Annotated in this window: 14 protein-coding genes; 6 read left to right on the forward strand and 8 right to left on the reverse strand. The window is 61.2% G+C overall.

The genetic code is table 11. The features are described 5' to 3' along the window. Window positions 1-104: 104 nt before the first annotated feature. Both FOT55_RS09680 and yebS read right to left on the reverse strand, forming a co-directional pair. Window positions 105-2,735, reverse strand: coding sequence for a PqiB family protein (locus FOT55_RS09680; RefSeq protein ID WP_147823413.1), 2,631 nt, complete (start codon window positions 2,733-2,735; stop codon window positions 105-107). Continuing rightward, complete coding sequence (yebS, locus tag FOT55_RS09685; RefSeq protein ID WP_025302586.1) at window positions 2,704-3,951, reverse strand: membrane integrity lipid transport subunit YebS; 1,248 nt, start codon at window positions 3,949-3,951, stop codon at window positions 2,704-2,706. Before yebS ends, FOT55_RS09680 begins: the two co-directional genes overlap by 32 nt. 255 nt (window positions 3,952-4,206) lie before the next feature. Between yebS and FOT55_RS09690 the strand changes: the two genes are divergently transcribed. From FOT55_RS09690 to FOT55_RS09710, 5 genes are all read left to right on the forward strand, one after another. Next, complete coding sequence (locus FOT55_RS09690; protein WP_025302587.1) at window positions 4,207-4,704, forward strand: GAF domain-containing protein; 498 nt, start codon at window positions 4,207-4,209, stop codon at window positions 4,702-4,704. 96 nt (window positions 4,705-4,800) lie between these two features. Next, the gene (proQ, locus tag FOT55_RS09695; protein ID WP_004931497.1) at window positions 4,801-5,511 is read left to right on the forward strand and encodes an RNA chaperone ProQ; all 711 of its coding nucleotides are present in this window, start codon (window positions 4,801-4,803) and stop codon (window positions 5,509-5,511) included. Between the two features lie 19 nt (window positions 5,512-5,530). After that, window positions 5,531-7,579, forward strand: a complete 2,049-nt coding sequence (prc, locus tag FOT55_RS09700) for a carboxy terminal-processing peptidase (RefSeq protein WP_147823414.1) — start codon at window positions 5,531-5,533, stop codon at window positions 7,577-7,579. A 309-nt stretch (window positions 7,580-7,888) separates the two neighbouring features. Next, complete coding sequence (gene htpX / locus FOT55_RS09705; RefSeq protein ID WP_016927998.1) at window positions 7,889-8,773, forward strand: protease HtpX; 885 nt, start codon at window positions 7,889-7,891, stop codon at window positions 8,771-8,773. A gap of 336 nt (window positions 8,774-9,109) precedes the next feature. Then, complete coding sequence (locus tag FOT55_RS09710; RefSeq protein WP_147823415.1) at window positions 9,110-9,817, forward strand: hypothetical protein; 708 nt, start codon at window positions 9,110-9,112, stop codon at window positions 9,815-9,817. Window positions 9,818-9,931: 114 nt separating this feature from the next. Here FOT55_RS09710 and FOT55_RS09715 read toward each other — a convergent pair whose 3' ends face one another. Next, window positions 9,932-11,326: an MFS transporter gene (locus tag FOT55_RS09715; protein WP_025302590.1), complete on the reverse strand. Its 1,395-nt coding sequence runs from the start codon at window positions 11,324-11,326 to the stop codon at window positions 9,932-9,934. Window positions 11,327-11,557: 231 nt separating this feature from the next. Between FOT55_RS09715 and kdgR the strand changes: the two genes are divergently transcribed. After that, window positions 11,558-12,349, forward strand: a complete 792-nt coding sequence (kdgR, locus tag FOT55_RS09720; RefSeq protein ID WP_025302591.1) for a DNA-binding transcriptional regulator KdgR — start codon at window positions 11,558-11,560, stop codon at window positions 12,347-12,349. Between the two features lie 46 nt (window positions 12,350-12,395). Here kdgR and FOT55_RS09725 read toward each other — a convergent pair whose 3' ends face one another. The 5 genes from FOT55_RS09725 to phnR all read right to left on the reverse strand — a co-directional run bounded on the left by FOT55_RS09725 (window position 12,396) and on the right by phnR (window position 17,103). Next, entirely contained in the window at window positions 12,396-13,199 is an 804-nt protein-coding gene (locus FOT55_RS09725; protein ID WP_147823416.1) for an ABC transporter permease, read from the reverse strand. Window positions 13,200-13,201: 2 nt separating this feature from the next. Next, a complete protein-coding gene (gene phnU / locus FOT55_RS09730) occupies window positions 13,202-14,065 on the reverse strand; it encodes a 2-aminoethylphosphonate ABC transporter permease subunit (protein WP_049295462.1) in 864 nt (287 codons plus the stop codon). Between the two features lies 1 nt (window position 14,066). Then, the gene (phnT, locus tag FOT55_RS09735; RefSeq protein WP_376783368.1) at window positions 14,067-15,197 is read right to left on the reverse strand and encodes a 2-aminoethylphosphonate ABC transport system ATP-binding subunit PhnT; all 1,131 of its coding nucleotides are present in this window, start codon (window positions 15,195-15,197) and stop codon (window positions 14,067-14,069) included. A 2-nt stretch (window positions 15,198-15,199) separates the two neighbouring features. Then, window positions 15,200-16,210 carry a 2-aminoethylphosphonate ABC transporter substrate-binding protein gene (locus tag FOT55_RS09740; protein ID WP_049205185.1) on the reverse strand — a complete coding sequence of 337 codons (1,011 nt, stop codon included), beginning with the start codon at window positions 16,208-16,210 and terminating at the stop codon, window positions 15,200-15,202. A gap of 173 nt (window positions 16,211-16,383) precedes the next feature. Continuing rightward, window positions 16,384-17,103 (reverse strand): phosphonate utilization transcriptional regulator PhnR, encoded by a 720-nt coding sequence (gene phnR / locus FOT55_RS09745; protein WP_033633223.1) that lies wholly within the window; start codon window positions 17,101-17,103, stop codon window positions 16,384-16,386. Between the last annotated feature and the right edge of the window lie 140 nt (window positions 17,104-17,243).

The raw sequence follows: 17,243 nt of genomic DNA on the forward strand, positions 1-17,243 counted from the left end.
ACGGGGCGAACTCTCAGGGTGCAATAAAGACAAGGGCGAGAGTTTATCACAAAGCGGAAAAAAACAGGGCCCGGCATTGCCGGGCCCTGAGGAAAACGCGAAAGTTAATCGCGCGGAATGGCGGTGCCCCAGGTTTTCCAGTCCTTCGGCTCTTCCGGATTCAGCAGGAAGTGCTTGTTCGGCGTGGCTTTCGGCGCCAGCGGAATAGTCGGCGGGGTGGCGAAGGCGATACCGCCGCGAATGAACTGCTGGAAGGTGCCGCTCTTGATCACGCCGCCGGTCAGGCCGAACTGCAGGTTGTAACCCGACGCCAACCAGAACACGCTGTTGTTGCGCACCAGATGCTGGTACTTCTTGCTGATGCGCAGCGCAACGTGCACCCGGTCGGACATGGCGCCAAGGTAGAAACCGGTGATGGTGCCGACCTCTACGCCGCGGAACAGCACCGGCGTGCCGATCTGCAGCGAGCCGGTTTCGGCGGCGTCGAGCACGACGCTCAGGCCGTCGAGATAGCGCGAGTCGGTGATGCTGGCCTGCTGCAGTTCGAAAGTGCGCAGCTCGCGGCCGCGCCCCGGCTCCACGTTGATATAAGGCTGGAGCAGGGTATCGAGGTTGCTGACGCCGGCGGCGGAGATCTCCGGCGACACGATCGAGAAGCGGCTGCCGAGGCGCGCGAAGGTCTGCACGTATTCCGGATACAGCACCGCTTTAGCCAACACTTCGTTGCGCTCCGGCGCCAGCTGCAGCGACTCCACCTGGCCGACGTCGATGCCGAGGTAACGCAGCGGCATGCCCGCCGACAGCTTGCTGGCGTCGTAGGTTTTCAGCGTGATTTGGCTGCCCACCGCGCGAGCGGCGGTTTCGCTGGCGTAGAGCACGCGGTTGGCGCCTTTGTTCAGCGTCACGCCCTGCAGGTTGTCGAAGCTGATGGCGCCTTTCAGCGCGCGGTTGAGCGGGGAGGCCTGCACCGTCAGGCCGCTGCCGTTGAGCTGCACTTTGGCGCCGCCTTCGGCCCAGAAGATGCTTTCGCGAGTCAGCAACTTGCGGTATTCCGGGCTGATGTAGACGTCCACCTCAAACTCGTTGGCCTTCGGCCGGACGTTGACGATCTCGCCCACCTGGAATTTGCGGTACAGCACCACCGAGCCGGCCTGCACGTCCGGCAGGCTGGTGGCGCTGAGGGTCAGGGTGGTAGAAGGGGCGTTGCCGACGATGCCTTCCTCGGCTTTTTCGCTGTTGGCGTACAGCGGGTACTGGCCGCCTGGTTCCCCTTTGCTGCCGGGGATAATGCGCACGCCGCCGTCTACCCATTCCTGGGCGCTGGCGCCGAGCACTTCCATACCGTCAATGCCCAGCTTGACGTCGAGACGGCTGTTGACCACGAATTTGCTGTCTTTATGCAGCAGGCCGCGGTACTGCGCGTCGATGGCGGCGGTGAACACCACGCCGCCGGCGGTCAAGGTGCGACTCAGGATTTGGCCGACTTTCACGCCGTGCACCACCAGCGGCTGCCCGACGTCGATGCCGTAGCTTTGCGGCGCATTCAGCGTGACGGTCAGCACACCCGGCTGTTGCAACAGCGTTTCGCTGCTGTCCAGCACGTTGAAGCGCTGCTGCGGTTCGCCTTCACCCGGCACCAGTTCCAGCGTGGTGCCGGTCAGCAGTTGGCTTAGCTTGGCGTCGTTGAGGCTGATGCGCGGGCTGCGCATCACGATGCGGGTGCCGCTGCGCATCAGATCGACCACCGAAGGATCGATGGTCAGTTCACCGATGACTTTGCTGTCCTGTTGCAACGTCAGCTTGGTCAGGGTGCCGACCTGCAGTCCCTGGTACATCAGTGGCGTGCGGTTTTCACTCAGGCTGTTGCCGCTCGGCAGATCCAGCAAAATATTGACGCCGCGCTGGCTGTGGGCCAGATCCGGATACAGGGTATAGCTTTGATCGCCCTTGGCCTGCTGGCCATCGGTCGGCGAATCGAAGGCGATGGCGCCGTTGACCAGCGCCGCCAGGCTCTCCATTTGCACCGTGGCGCCGGACAGGCTGAAATCGCCCTTGAAGCCGGAGACATTCCAGAAGCGGCTGTTGCTCTTCACCAGGTTGGCGAAGCGGCGGTCGATCAGCACGTCGATGGTCACGCCCTTGTTGCCTTCGCTGATAGTGTAGTCATACACCTTGCCGACCGGGATTTTACGGTAATAGACCAGCGAGCCGCTGTTGAGCGAACCCAGGTCGTCGGCATGCAGGTGAATCATCAGTTCGCCGGTGTTCAGGCGGTACTTCGGCTGGGTATCGAGCGCGGTGAAGTGGGTTTGCTCCTTGCCGCTGCCGGGCATCATGCCGATATAGTTACCGCCGACCAGCGCATCGAGCCCGGATACCCCGGCCAGTGAGGCCTTGGGCGTCACTAGCCAGAACTGGGTGCCTTCGCGCAGCGAGTCTTCCAGATCGCTTTTGATGCTGGCTTCCACCACGATGCTGCGTAAATCTTTGCTCAGGCTGATTTTTTGCACCGTGCCGACCTCAACGCCCTGGTAGCGCACCGGCGTGCGGCCGGCGACGATGCCTGCCGCTGATTGGAAATCGATGGTGACGGTGGTGCCGCGCTCCTGGAAATTGTTATAGACCAGCCACCCGGCGATCAGCAGGGCGATGAACGGCAGTAACCAGAACGGTGAAATGCGGCGTTTGTTCTTGACCCGCGCTTCAGTCGGTGTAGTCGGCGTTTCCTGTTGCATGTGCATCCCAAATCAATCGGCTATCGAGCCATTCAACGGCAAGAATAGTCAAAATGACCGCCGAGCCAAAGTAAAACGCGGCCGGTCCCATAGTAAAAGATAACAGTTGATCGCGATTTACCAGCGACATCATCAAGGCGATAACGAACAGATCGAGCATCGACCAACGGCCGATCCAGGTGACCAGGCGCAGCAGACGAATGCGCGTTTTCAGGCTGTGCGAGGTTTTGAAGTGGATGCTCAGCAACAGCATGATCAGCACGATCACCTTGGTGAAGGGCACCAGCACGCTGGCGATGAACACGATAGCGGCGATCGGCACGTTGCCGGAGGTGGCCAATGAGACCACGCCGGAGAAAATGGTGTCTTCCAGCCGCGTGCCGTTGGCGTAAATGATGGAAATCGGCAGCAGGTTGGCCGGTATCAGCAGGATCATCGCGGCGATCAGCGCCGCCCAGGTTTTCTGCAGGCTGTAGGGCTGGCGATGGCACATCGGCACATGGCAACGCGGGCAGCGGCCGCGCGCGTCGGGATAGCCGGTATAGTGGCAGGACAGACAGATGTGCAGCGCCGTCGGCGGGCCTTCCGGCTGTTCCTGCGGATAGTAGCGCTCCCACAGCTGCTCCAGGTTGACGTGGATCAGCGTCAGGATGCTCAGCACCGTGAGCGACAGGTAAGCGATCAGCGCGCTGCCGGGCTGGATGTCGGCGTAATCCTGCACTTTGATCGCCGCCACCGCCATGCCGATCAGATAAATGTCCAGCATTACCCACTCTTTGAGCCGCTCCAGCATCAGCAGCACCGGGCGCAGGTTCATGCCGAGCGCATGGCCGACGCGCAGGTACAGCAGCGACAGCACCAGCGTCAGCGGGGCGCCGAGGGTGCAAAACGCCACCATGCTGGCGGTGAGCGGATCGCCCTGGCGGCTCATCTGCCAGATGCCCTCCAGCAAACTGGCGTCGATGCGCGTGCCGAGCAGACGAATGCTGATCAGCGGTTCGGTGAAGGCGAACGGCATCAGCAGCAGCATGGCGATCGCCATGGCGGTCAGACGCGTCATCGACCAGTCGCGGCCGTTCACCACCTTGGCGTTGCAGCGCGGGCAATAGGCGGCTTGATTGCCGCTGAGCGGCGGCAGCACGAACAGCAGGTCGCACTCGCAGCAGCGCTGGTGACGCGCTTTGGAAAGGGGAGCGGTGATCGCGTGTATTTTCATTTTTGACAAGTAGCTGCCCTTGAGCCCGCCGGAAGTGTCAGCGTAGCTGAAAAATAAACCGGCCGCGTCACCGGCGATCGGGCGCCGGACGGTAAAACGAGGTAAACCGGGATTCTGAGCGGCAAACATACCCCGAGCGACGGGGTTTTGTGAAGCAACAGATGATTAACCTTGTGGCTATACGCATTTAATGCTTATTTTATAGGGCCTAAGCTTTGGGCTTCTGGCCATCTTCATTGTTTCAATGGTTAACACATGACAAAAGAACAATTCTACGCGGAATTAAAACGTGACCTGAGCGCGTTGCTCGGCGGGGAAACCAACTTTATCGCGGCGCTGTCCAACGCCAGCGCGTTGCTCAACGAGCGTCTGGATGACGTGAACTGGGTCGGTTTCTATCTGATGGAGGGCGACCAGCTGGTGCTGGGGCCGTTCCAGGGCAAGATTGCCTGCGTGCGCATTCCGGTGGGCAAAGGCGTGTGCGGCACGGCGGTGGCGGAAAATCGCGTGCAGCGCGTCGGTGACGTGCATGCGTTTCCGGGCCATATCGCCTGCGATGCGGCCAGCAACGCGGAAATCGTGCTGCCGCTGGCGGTTGGCGGCCGAGCGATCGGCGTTTTGGATATCGACAGCACGGTTTATCAACGCTTCGACGAACAGGATGAAGTGGGCCTGAAAGCAGTGGTGGCGGGGCTTTGTGAGCAACTGGAACAGTGTGACAGTGCGAAATATGTGACTGTAGCGGCAAGTTGATCGACGGTTAACGTGGCAATTACCGATGGCGTCATTATAATGACGCCTGTTCATGCCTGTGGCTTGTTGGCAATACCGTTGTAATCAGGAAATTTCATGGAAAATCAACCTAAGTTGAACTCTAGTAAAGAAGTCATTGCTTTTCTTGCCGAGCGTTTTCCGCTCTGCTTTAGCGCCGAAGGCGAAGCTCGTCCGCTGAAAATCGGTATTTTTCAGGATTTGGTAGAGCGCGTGCAGGGGGAAGAAAATCTCAGCAAAACGCAATTGCGTTCTGCCCTGCGCCTATATACCTCAAGCTGGCGTTATCTGTACGGTGTCAAGGTTGGCGCACAGCGCGTCGATCTGGACGGCAATCCGTGCGGTGAACTTGAGCAGCAGCATGTCGATCATGCTCGCCAGCAGCTTGAAGAAGCCAAAGCGCGCGTTCAGGCACAGCGTGCCGAACAAAACGCCAAAAAACGTGAAGCCGCCGGCGAATCCGCCGATGCCGCTCCGCGCCGTCCGCGTCCAGCCGGTAAAAAGCCCGCTGCGCGTCGCGAAGGCGGAGCCGCGCCGGAAAACCGCAAGCCGCGCCCACAAACTCGCCCACAGCCCGCTCGCCAACCTCGTGCAGCCAAAGAGGAAAGCCAGCCGCGTTATGCGCCAGTCACGGATATCTCTAAACTGCAAATTGGCCAGGAAATCAAAGTCAGAGCAGGCAAGAGCGCGATGGATGCTACCGTACTCGAAATCGCTAAAGATGGCGTACGTGTGCAGCTCTCTTCCGGTCTGGCGATGATTGTGCGCGCAGAACACTTGCAGTTCTGATACGGAGGCCAACCCAGGCATGAACAAATTCGTCAGATTAACAGCGATTGCAGGGCTGCTGTGGGCGGGTGTCAGTTACGGCGCGGAAACAGCCAACATCCGCATCGACCAACTGCCCCAACTGCAACAGGAACCCCAGCACGCTACGGTGAGTGAGCGCGTCACCTCGCGCTTCACTCGCTCTCATTACCGCCAGTTCGCCCTCGATGCGGAGTTTTCAGGCAAGATCTTCGATCGCTACCTGAACATGCTGGACTACAACCATAACGTGCTGCTGGCCTCCGACGTGGCGCAGTTCGCCGGCAAACGCAATCAGGTTGGCGAAGAGCTGAAAACCGGCAAGCTGGACACCTTCTACGCGCTGTTCAATCTGGCGCAGAAACGCCGCTTTGAGCGTTACACCTATGCGTTGTCGTTGCTGGACAAGCCGATGAACTTCACCGGCAACGGCACTATCGATCTCGACCGCAGCAAAGCGCCGTGGCCGAAAGACAAGGCCGAGCTGGATAGCCTGTGGGATGCGAAAGTCACGTATGACGAGCTGAACCTCAAGCTGACCGGCAAGACCGACAAAGAAATCCGCGACACGCTGACCAAGCGTTATCAGTTCGCCATCAAGCGCCTGACGCAAAGCAACAGCGAAGACGTCTTCCAGCTGGCGATGAATGCCTTTGCGCATGAAATCGACCCGCACACCAACTATCTGTCTCCGCGCAACACCGAGCAGTTCAACACCGAGATGAGCCTGTCGCTGGAAGGCATCGGCGCGGTGCTGCAGATGGATGACGACTACACCCTGATCAACTCGATGGTGCCGGGCGGACCGGCGGCGAAGAGCAAGGCGATCACCGTAGGCGATCGCATCGTCGGCGTCGGCCAGGCCGGCAAACCGATGGTGGACGTGATCGGTTGGCGTCTGGACGACGTGGTGTCGTTGATCAAAGGGCCGAAGGGCAGCAAGGTGCGCCTGGAAGTCCTGCCGGCCGGCAAGGGCACCAAAACCCGCGTGGTCACCTTGACCCGCGAGCGTATTCGCCTGGAAGACCGCGCGGTGAAAATGACCATCAAGACCGTCGGCAAAGAGAAGGTGGCGGTGTTCGACATCCCTGGCTTCTACGTCGGTCTGACCGATGACGTGAAAGTGCAGCTGCAGAAGATGGCCAAGCAGAACGTCAAGAGCGTGATCATCGATCTGCGCACCAACGGCGGCGGCGCGCTGACTGAAGCGGTGTCGCTGTCCGGCCTGTTCATTCCGAGCGGCCCGGTGGTGCAGGTGCGCGACAACAACGGCAAAGTGCGTGAAGACGCCGACACCGACGGCGTGACCTACTACAAAGGCCCGCTGGTGGTGCTGGTCGATCGCTTCAGCGCCTCCGCCTCCGAGATCTTCGCGGCGGCAATGCAGGATTACGGCCGTGCGCTGATCGTCGGCGAACCGACCTTCGGTAAAGGCACCGTGCAGCAGTACCGTTCGCTGAACCGCATCTACGACCAGATGCTGCGCCCTGAGTGGCCAGCGCTTGGCTCGGTGCAGTACACCATTCAGAAGTTCTACCGCGTCAATGGCGGCAGTACCCAGCGCAAGGGCGTGACGCCGGACATTCTGATGCCGACCGGCGTCGATCCGGCGGAAACCGGCGAAGCGTTTGAAGACAACGCTATGCCGTGGGACAGCATCAACGCGGCGACCTACAGCAAGACAGGCGATATGGCGCCGTTCGAGCCGGAGCTGCTGAAAGATCACCAGCAGCGCATTGCGCAAAATCCAGAGTTCCAGTACATCGCGCAGGATATCGCGCATTACAAGGCGCTGAAGGATAAACGCAACATCGTGTCCCTCAATCTGGCGGTGCGCGAGAAAGAGAACCACGATGACGACGCGACCCGTCTGAAACGCATCAACGAGCGTCTGGAACGTGCGGGCAAGAAGCCGCTGAAATCGCTCGACGATCTGCCGAAGGATTACCAGGAGCCGGATCCGTACCTGGATGAATCCGTGCATATCGCGCTGGACCTGGCTCATCTGGAAAAAGATCAGCCCGCTCAGCAGCCAACGCCGGCCAAATAAGGCCGCGTACGGCAGGATGAAAAACGCACCCTCGGGTGCGTTTTTTTATGGCGACGCGAAAGCCGGCTTCCCAGCAGGGTGAAGGGAGGTGGGCTGATGCATCGCCTGACAAATTTAGGGTAAAAAACCCTACGCCTTACGCAACAATCGTTTACAATTTGCCAAATCCCGGTCGCGTGCCGTTTTTGTAAAGTTTCGTATTTTTAGTAGGTTAATGACGCGCGACTCTTGAAACTGTGACGAATGCCCATACGATCTAGGGTATCTTAGACAGCGTTTTGTTAACATTTATGAGGAAGTAAACAATTTATGATGCGTATAGCTCTGTTCCTGCTCACCAACCTGGCGGTGATGTTGGTTTTCGGGCTGGTGCTCAGCCTGACAGGAATCCAATCCAGTAGCGTTCAGGGCCTGATGATCATGGCCGGTCTGTTCGGCTTCGGCGGCGCTTTCGTGTCGTTGCTGATGTCCAAGTGGATGGCGCTGCGCTCCGTCGGCGGGGAAGTGATTGAACAACCGCGTAACGAAACAGAAAACTGGCTGCTGGAAACGGTACGCCGTCAGTCGCAGCAGGCGGGCATCGCCATGCCGCAGGTCGCTATCTACCACGCGCCGGACATCAACGCCTTCGCTACCGGTGCACGCCGCGACGCCTCGCTGGTCGCCGTCAGCACCGGCCTGCTGCAGAGCATGAGCCGCGACGAAGCGGAAGCAGTCATCGCGCACGAAATCAGCCACGTCGCCAACGGCGATATGGTGACCATGACCCTGATTCAGGGCATTGTGAACACCTTTGTCATCTTCATTTCACGCCTGATCGCGCAGGTCGCCGCCGGTTTCCTCGGCAACCGCGACGGTGATGGCGAAGGGGAAGGCAACGGCAACCCGATGATTTACTTCGCCGTGTCGATGGTGCTGGAACTGGTGTTCGGCATCCTGGCGAGCATCATCACCATGTGGTTCTCGCGTCACCGCGAGTTCTATGCCGACGCAGGCTCTGCCAAACTGGTAGGCCGCGAGAAGATGATCGCCGCCTTGCAGCGCCTGAAAACCAGCTACGAACCGCAGGAAGCGGGCAGCATGATGGCGTTCTGCATCAACGGCAAATCCAAGTCGTTCAGCGAGCTGTTCATGTCGCACCCGCCGCTCGACAAGCGTATCGAAGCGCTGCGTTCCGGCCAGTACCTGAAGTAATCGGCTGAATGAAAGGAAAAACCCCGGCTTGCCGGGGTTTTTTTATGGCATGCCTGAACCGCTTTTTCAGCGGCGGCGGATTCAGCAATGAAATTCGGCGATGAATGGGGTAAAGCGCTTTACCAAAGTTTGCGGGCGTAAATGCCCTGCAGCAGCGCCCGAAGTCCCTGAATCCCACCTGCAAACAGCGTCTTTCGGCCTCTCAGCCTGGGCTGGCGCGGTGCCAGATCACCCGGTGAGAGGGCAAGCCGCATCGGGCCCGGTCACGACCGCCTGTTTGGCTTTGGAAGCGCATGTTATATGCTTTGGCACAATGACATTTGTCCCTGAGGCCCTATGAAAATCAACCACCTTCCCTTACTCAACGGTGATGAGGTGTCGGCGCGCCTGGCCGCATTGGCTGGCGGTGTCGCCGATGCGGTTGCGGAATTGTTGAACCGGCATGATGACGATGATGAACCGCCGGCTATTCGCTGGCATTCAGGCGATCTGCGCCAGCCGGCGTTTTTCCCCGACGAGCACGACGGCCACGATTACGATTACCTGATCGTGGACGGCGATGTGCTCGTGGAGGGATGCCTGGCGGTGTCACCGCAGCGAGAGGACGGCGGCATTGTCGTGCTGGGGCGGCTGCAGGCGGATACGCTGATTTGCTGGGGCGGACTGGTCGTGCGTGACGATGTCCGCATACGCCATGCCTATTGCAGCTCAGGAAACGACGGCGCGTTCGTGGTAGGGGGAGACCTGACCGCGCTCACCCTGGTAGAAACGGGGGAGTTTATCCATGTCCATGGCGACCTCGACGCGCGATGTCTCGCTTCGTTGCAGAACTTCGTTCAGGTTGACGGAGAGACGCGCTGTGACTGTCGAATCGACAGCGCGCAGTCCGAAGATCTGATAAAGCGCATGTTCACCCCCGGCCTACTGAAAGCCTTCGAGGGGATGGATCACGACGGCCAACGCATTGTTGGCTGGTATCCGGATGACGACGCCTATTTAGCCTGTTTACGACAAGGCCGAAGCCCCTTGAGGCACGGAGACTGACGCCTGGCCTGCAATGCTCACGGCATTGCATCCGACGCGGCCCGGCTCAGGCCGGCCGTCAGTGCTGGCCCCGTCGGTTTTACAATCGATGGGAGCCCGGCTCGTTTATGCCCGCTATTTCACCTCGCGGCTCGGCTGCGCCGCTTGCGCCGTCGATTGGGTGATGCGCAGGCTGCTGACGGCCGCCGCCAGGGTGGCGAACACCCCAGCCAGGATCAGTGAAGCGTGGGTGCCGGATGTGGGGAACAGGTTGAACATCAGCGCCACCAGCGCAGCCCCCGAGGTTTGCCCCAGCAGGCGCGCGGTGCCCAGCATGCCGCTGGCGCCGCCGCTGCGGTTGCGCGGCGCGGCGGAGATGATGGTGTGGTTGTTGGGCGACTGGAACAGGCCGAAACCGGCGCCGCACAGTATCATGCGCCAGATGATGTCCATATTCGACGGCGCCGCCGGCAGCAGCGCCAGAGAGAACAGTCCGAGCGCGAACACCGCCAGCCCAATGCAGCCCAGCAGGCCGGCGTGCACGCGCTCCACCAGCCGGCCGGCGATCGGCGCCATCACCACGATCGCCAGCGGCCACGGCGTCAGCAGTAGCCCGGTCGCCACCTCGTCGCGGCCCAATGCACTTTGCAGGAAGAACGGCAACGACACCATCGCCAGCATTTGCGCGGCGAACGAACAGATTGAGGTGCCCATCGACAGGGCGAAGATCGGGATGCGCAGCAGGTCGACGGGCAGCAGAGGGAATTCCTGGCGTAACTGACGGCGCACGAACACCGCGCCAATCGCCAGCAGCGCGGCGATCTCGCTGAAGATCAGCGTCAGGCTCTGGCCCTGGGCGAAGCCGCTGATGGCGGTGATCAGCAGGCCGAAGGTCAGCGCGTTCAGCACGGCGCTGGTGGGATCGAAACGGCGGTTATCGCTTTTTTGGCCGTTGGCCGGCAGGAATTTCATCCCCAGCAGCAGCGCGACGATGCCGATCGGCAGGTTGATGGCGAACAGCCATTGCCAGGATGCGACCGACAGGATCGCCGCCGCCACCGTCGGCCCGGCCGCCGAGGAGCAGGCGACGATCAGCGAGTTGATGCCCATGCCGCGGCCGAGAAAACGCTGCGGGTAGATGATGCGGATCAGCGCGGTGTTGACGCTCATGATAGCGGCGGCGCCAAAGCCTTGCAGCACGCGGGCGATGGTCAGCGTGAGCAGCGAGTCGGACAGGGCGCAGAACAGTGAGGTGATGCTGAACACCAGCAACCCGGCCTGGTAGATACGGCGGTAGCCGACCAGATCGCCGAGCGACGCCAGCGACAGCAGAGAGACGGTGATCGCCAACTGATAGGCGTTGACCACCCAGATGGAACTGGCCGGGCTGGCGTTGAGATCGCGAGCGATGGTGGGCAGCGCCACGTTGGCTATCGCGCCGTCGAGCACGGATACGGTAATGCCGAGGGCGATGGCGAGGATCGCCCCATAGCGTTGCGGGACGGGGAGGCCGTCGGAACAAGGACGCATGTTGGTCTCAGCGGTATTTATTCAGGGGAGTATTATCATGCTAATCATATTCACCCGTGATTGCATGCCCCTTGTCCGCTTAATTGTAAAGGGCGGTGAGCGGGCCAACGGTTATCCATTTGGCTTCAATTGCTTAGCGCTCAGCTGCGTTGCGCGCTGCGATCTGTTCCGATTATACTGAAACCCTTGTTTAAATTTCCTGAAACAAAACCGTTAAGTAGGGTATGCACCATGGCTAACGCAGATTCAGACAAGCAACCGGATGCCGTCTCATCCGTGATGAAAGTGTTCGGCATTTTGCAGGCGCTCGGCGATGAGCGCGAGATTGGCATTACCGAACTGTCCCAGCGGGTGATGATGTCTAAAAGCACTGTCTACCGTTTTCTGCAGACCATGAAAGCGCTGGGCTACGTTTCACAGGAGGGCGAGACGGAAAAGTATGCGCTGACGCTCAAGCTGTTCGAGCTGGGCGCCAAATCGTTGCAGAACGTCGATCTGATCCGCAGCGCCGACGTGCAGATGCGCGAATTGTCGAATCTTACCCGCGAGACCATCCACCTCGGCGCTCTGGACGAAGATGGCATCGTCTACATCCACAAGATCGACGCGATGTATAACCTGCGTATGTATTCGCGCATCGGTCGCCGCAACCCGCTGCACAGCACCGCCATCGGTAAAGTGCTGCTGGCCTGGCGCGAGCGGGATGAGGTGGCGCAGATCCTGTCGCAGATTGAGTTTACCCGCAGCACCGAACATACGTTGGCCAGCGCCGCCGAACTGTTGCCGGTGCTGGATCGGGTTCGAGCGCAGGGATACGGCGAAGATGCCGAAGAGCAAGAAGCGGGGATCCGCTGCATCGCGGTACCGGTCTTTGACAGGTTCGGGGTAGCGATCGCCGGGCTGAGCATCTCTTTCCCGACGCTGCGCTTTTCCGAAGCGGCGCGGGAGGAGTATGTGGCGTTGCTGCACGTCGCCGCCCGACGCATTTCCGAACAGCAGGGCTATCACGACTACCCGTTCTGACCCTTCGCTTCGAAGAACAAGGCGCCGCCATGGCAGCGCCTTGTTGCTATTTTGCGCCCGGCGTCAGCCGCTGAGCAATCCGCTCCAGTACTAACATCAGCAACAGCGTGGCCGCCACCAGGATCATGGTCAGCGTCGCGCCGTTGGCGATGCTGCCGCGATCGGTCAGGCTAAAAATGGTGACCGGCAGCGTCGCCCAACTCGGCGGGTAGATCATCATGGTCGCGCCCAGCTCCCCCATCGACAGCGACAGGCTGAGCGCGAAGGCGGAGATCATATAGGGGGCGATCATCGGCAGGGTGACGTGGCGCAGGCGAAACAGCGGCGACGCGCCCAGGCTGGCGGCGACGTTCTCGTAGTCGCCAGGTAGCCGGGTCAACCCGGCCATCACGTTGCCGAAGGTAAAGGCGGAAATCAGCACGAAGTGAGCGGCGGGCACGATCAGAAAGGTGCCGTTCATCTGCAGCGGCCCCTGGCTGAACGCCACCAGCATCCCTAAACCGATCGACACCGAAGGCACCGCGCTGGGAATGAAAAACAGCGTGCCCAGCAGCTGTCGGCCGCGTTCAGGCACGTGGCGCAGCGCCAGCGCCGCCCAGGTACCGCACAGCAGCGCGAACAGGCTGGCGATGAAACCGATAGCCAGGCTGGCGACCAGCGCGTCCCAGGAGGCGCCGCTGAACGCTTGGCGGAAGTGGTTGAGGGTGAAACCGCTCGGCAGCACGCCGTTCCACTGCTCACTGAGGCTGGACATCAGGATCACCGCCAGCGGCAGGCAGAAGAACAGGGCGAACAGCGTGATCGTCAACGTGCAGGTCAGGGTGCGTCCGGTGCGGGACCAAATCAACATTGTCAGTTCCTCAGCCCGGCGCGCGCCGCGGCGTAGCGGTAAAGGGAGAACAGCCCGAGCGATAGCGCGATATTCACGACGGCGATCGTGCAGGCGACGGCGTAATCCGACTCCAGAATCGCTTTGGAGTAGACCATCATCGGCAGCGTGGTGACGCCCTTGGCGCCGATAAACAGCACGATGCCGAACTCATTGGTGGTCAACAACAGGCACAGGCTGCCGCCGGCCAGCAAGGCCGGCAGCGCGGCCGGCAAAATCACCTGGCGCACCACGCGCCCCGGCCGGGCGCCGAGGATGCTGGCGGCCTCGAGCTGGCTGCGATCGATCTGCGACAATGCCGCCATCAGCGGGCGCATCACCAGCGGCGTAAACACGGTGATTTCCGCCAGGATCACCCCCCAGATGGAGTAAAGAAAGTCTACCGGCGGCAGGGTGAAACCGAAGGTCGCCATCAGCGTGCCGTTCAGCAGGCCGGCGGAGCCGTAGATAAAGGTGAAGGCCAGCGTGATCAGGAAGGTCGGCATGGCGATAAAGGTATCGATCACCCGGGCGATCGGTCGGCTGCCGGGGAACGGCGTGAACACCAGCAGCAGCGACAGCAGGGTGCCGAGCACCAGGCAGCCCAGCGTCGCCAGTAGCGCAATCTGCAGCGTGTTGAGCAGGGCGCCGACAAAGCGTCGGGATTCGAACACCTGCTGCAGCGCGGCGGCGCTGAACAGCCCCTGATCGTCGGTAAATGCCTGTTTGACGATCAGCGCCAACGGGTAGAAAAACAGCGTCGCCAGCACCAGTAGCGGCAGCAGGATCCACAGGCGGCGCGGGAAACGCAGCCGCAGGGCCGGGCGAATAAGCGTAGAGTCGATCATGTCAGTCCTCGATCAGTACCGCATCGTCGGGGGCGAAATAGAGCGGCACGCGTTCGCCGATCTGCGGCATCCGGCTGCGATGGGTGGTGACCACGCGCAGAGGATGGCCTTGAACGTCGAACTGCAGGTGCGTCAGTTCCCCCTGCCAGTGAATATCGCGCAGCGTGCCGATGAGGCTGTTGCTGCGCTGGGCGTCGGCATCGAGCGCAATATGCTGCGGCCGGATGCACAGCAGCTTGTCGAAGCCGCGTTGTGCGCCGTAGGTGAAACAGCCGATCACTTTGCCGGCGCAGCTGACGGTGGTCATGCCTTGCCCGGTAGTGGTCTCCAGCGCGGTGGCCGGCAGCAGGTTGGCGCGGCCGAGGAACTCGGCGGCGAAGCGGTTCGTGGGATGATGGTAAAGCGCGCGGGTCTCGCCGTGGGCGATCAGGTGGCCGTCGCGCATGATGCCAATCTTGTCCGCCAGCGTCAGCGCTTCGCCCTGATCGTGGGTGACGTACAGGATGGTCAGGTCAGGCAGTTCGCGGTGCAGGCGGGCGATCTCTTCCACCATGCTGTGGCGAATTTGCGCGTCCAGCGCCGACAGCGGCTCATCCAGTAACAGCACTTTGGGGCGCACCGCGATGGCGCGAGCGATTGCCACCCGCTGCTGCTGGCCGCCGGAAAGCTGGCTGGGATAGCGCTTGGCGTAGGCGGACATGCCGACGATGGCCAGCGCTTCTTCGACGCGCTCGGCGGTGAGGCCGCGCGGCTTGCCTTGCGCGCGCAGGCCGAACGCCACATTGTCTTCGACGCGCATATGCGGAAACAGCGCGTAGTTCTGTACCACCATGCCCAGGCCGCGCTCATAAGGCGGCACGTCGGTGACATCGACGTCACCGATGGCAATACGCCCGGCGGACGGCTGCACGAATCCGGCAATGGCCCGCAGCACGGTGGTTTTGCCCGAGCCTGAGGGGCCGATCAGCGCCAGCACTTCGCCGGGGGCGATGGTGAGCGTCAGGGGTTTCAGCACCTCGGTGCCGCGATACGACACGCTGACGCGGTCGAGCTGAATGCCCGACGGCCCGGCGATGTCCTGGCTGCGATCCCGCGCCTCGGCGCGGGAAGAGAGGGTAGAAGGCATCGTCAGCGTCATTCGGTCACCTGGTGCCAGCGGGAGATATCGGCGGACAGGCTGCTCACCACCTGATTCCAGTCCGGCGCCCAGATGTCCACGCCTTTCAGCGCCGCCTGCGACTGCTTGAAGTTATCGTCGGTCGGGGTGACGTCCTTACGCACCGGCATACCGTAGGAAATGGCGCTGACGCTGCTCTGCGCTTCTTTGCTCAGCAGGAAGTCGATCAGTTTTTTGCCGTTGGCGCTTTGCGGCGCGCCTTGCACCAGGCCGACATAGTAAGGCAGCACCAGCGTGCTGCGCTTGCCGTCCGGCCCGGCCGGCCAGAACACCTTCACGTTCGGGTTGCTGCGCATCTGCGCCAGGTTCATCTGCAGATCGCCGTTGGCCACCAGCAGCTCCCCTTTATTGACCAGCGCGGTCAGCTTGCCGGTGGAGGCCGAAGGGCCGACGTTGTTGCTTTGCAGCTTGCCGAGGTAGTCGAAACCGGCGTCTTTGCTGCCGAAGCTGTGGAACGCCTGCAGCATCACCGCGGTACCGTCACCCGCCTGGCCCGGCGTGGAGTACTGCAGCTTGTTGCGGAACTGCGCGTCCAGCAGCTGTTGGTAGCTGGCGGGCGCCTGCGGCAGCAGTTTGGCGTTATAGATGAAGCTCAGGTAGTTGTTCACCAGCGGCACGAACTGCGGCTGGGCGTTGGCGATCTGCGCCGCATCCTGCGGGGTGAAGTCCTGCAGCAGTTTTTCCGCGGCGGCGCGCTGGATGAACGGTGGCAGCGTCACCAGCACGTCGGCCTGCGGGTTGCTGCGCTCTTTCGACAGCCGCTCGACGATGGCGCCGGAACCGCCTTCGACGTACTGCACCTTGACCCCGGTTGCCTGAGTGAAGGCGTCAAACTGGGTTTGATACCAGCTGTGATCGCCGTCGTGCAGGCCATCGGCGGAGTAGACGGTCACCACCGCATCGGCGGCCCAGGCCGGCGCGGAGCCGAGTGCGATGGCGGTCATCACGACCAGACGAGAAAGTTTCATAGCTTCAGCCTCACTGTTGCGGGTTAATGCGAACTGGTATACACCAGATATGCGGCCAAGCTAATCGGCGAATATGACAAACAAATGAAAGCGGCAAAATATATTTACCGGCAACGGGGATTGGGCGTGGGAGAGAAAAGGGGGCGGCAGGCGCAGCCCCGATATTCAGGAGATTAAAGCGTATCGACCTCGATGCGCAGGCTGTCGTGGCGCCAGTATTCGATATCGAAATCGAGAATGCGGCCGTGCTGATCGTAATTCAAGCGGCGCAGCAATAAGGCGGGCAGGCCGACCATGGCGCCGAGCGCGTTGGCGGCGCGGTAAGGCAGGGCGGTCGGGTAGAACGACAGGTGCATGTTGCTGTAAATCAAATCGTAATGCTGCTGATAAACCTCGGTCAAGCTGCCGTTGAGATCGTGGCGGAGCAGTTCCGGCACCCGCTGCGGCAGGCAGTGGTTCTCGCAATAGCAGATGGCGCGGCCGTCGGCATAGCGCACGCGGCGCAGCAGATACACCTGATCGAACGGCTCGAGCGCCAGCGGCTGCATCACGTCGAGCGGCACCGTGGTTTTTTCGCCGGACAGCAGCGCGGTACGCGGCGTGCGCCCTTGCTCCTGGCAGAGGCGGTGGAAGTTGGTGTTCTGCGTCGGATCCAGCCACAGCCGTTCCGGCGTGACGAACCAGCCGCGGCGATCGGCGCGGTAGATGGCGCCGGTGGCTTCCAGCTGCGCCAGGCTCTCGCGAATGGTAACGCGGGTGGTAGAGAAGATGGCGCACAGCTCGCGCTCCGAAGGCAGCTTGTCGCCCGCCTGCAGCGCGCCGCGGGTGATGCGCGCCTGAAGCTGATCCTTGATCTGCAGGTAATGGGGCATATCGCCCTGATGTTCTTTCATTTCATCTCGCTATGGCATCGGCCCGACATTCCGGCACGCGCTTATTATACATAGCCAGATGAATTTTTTGTTTCACCGCGCTTTGTCGTTTGACCGGGGAAGGAATTTGCCGCCACAATGCCCGCAATCTGGTATAGACC

The organism is Serratia bockelmannii (assembly GCF_008011855.1).
Taxonomy (GTDB): domain Bacteria; phylum Pseudomonadota; class Gammaproteobacteria; order Enterobacterales; family Enterobacteriaceae; genus Serratia; species Serratia bockelmannii.